The organism is Vibrio sp. 378, assembly GCF_033339435.1.
In genome coordinates, this window is sequence record NZ_JAWOUO010001156.1 from 1 (window position 1) to 523 (window position 523).

General features: G+C 46.3%; 1 pseudogene. It reads right to left on the minus strand.

Features of this window, described 5'->3' with window-relative positions:
* Nucleotides 1-339, minus strand: a pseudogene (locus tag R7Q48_RS30905) (hypothetical protein); the annotation flags it as partial.
* Nucleotides 340-523: the final 184 nt, after the last annotated feature.

Consider the following 523-nt stretch of genomic DNA (forward strand, 5'->3'; position numbering starts at 1 on the left):
TGCTTTTAATTTAAAGGTTTCCCCCAAGGTACAGGTCAAATTCCCAGAGCTGCTGCCATCTGGAAGGATTATCTCTTTAGGAATGACCTGCGTAATCTCAACGTCGTTCGCGGTACAGTTTAGAGCTTCACCTAACGTACCTTTCATACCAGAACCGCCAGTATCGAAGTACGCGTCCGCCATACAGCTGTTTGCTGAATTAGCGGGATCTGGATAAATAGGTTGCTCGGTTAATGCATTCGCAGGTGAAGCGGTGGTTAACCCATAAAAGGCGGCAGCACTTATCAACATAGCGCTGAGTATCCCTTTATGTCGGTTGTATATTAAATGTTCCATCATCTACCTTCTTTTCTCATTGAAAGTTGATAAAAGGGCGATGTAAGTATCCAATGATGCCAACACTGGACTCCGGCATCATTGAACACACGAACTGCTGTGCCCCCTGTCCCATGACAATTGCTCCACAAAGTGTGTGTTCTGAAACTTGTATGGTGGAGCGCTTGTCGGTGCCCACTAGAGAGCA